The organism is Burkholderia sp. SIMBA_051, from assembly GCF_046534915.1.
In the GTDB taxonomy this organism is placed as follows: Bacteria; Pseudomonadota; Gammaproteobacteria; order Burkholderiales; family Burkholderiaceae; genus Burkholderia; species Burkholderia ambifaria.
Genome location: NZ_JAWRXS010000469.1, coordinates 1 through 260 on the forward strand (window position 1 = coordinate 1; position 260 = coordinate 260).

Annotated in this window: 1 pseudogene; it reads right to left on the reverse strand. The window is 71.5% G+C overall.

Annotation, left to right across the window (positions count from 1 at the left end):
* Positions 1 to 43: 43 nt before the first annotated feature.
* Positions 44 to 260: pseudogene (gene hisG / locus SB771_RS35325) on the reverse strand (ATP phosphoribosyltransferase); the annotation flags it as partial.

Consider the following 260-nt stretch of genomic DNA (forward strand, 5'->3'; position numbering starts at 1 on the left):
GTGCGCGCGGCGCCTCACACGAGGCGCGCGGCGCGCGGACTACTTATGCGGCCTGCTCGCCGCGCGACGCGCGTTCGAACGCGTCGAGGAACGGCCGCAGCGCGGCGCGCTTGAGCTTGAGCGCCGCCTGATTGACGACGAGGCGCGACGAGATCGGCATGATCTCTTCGACTTCGGCCAGATTGTTGGCGCGCAGCGTGCCGCCGGTGCTCACCAGGTCGACGATCGCGTCGGCGAGGCCGACGAGCGGCGCCAGTTCC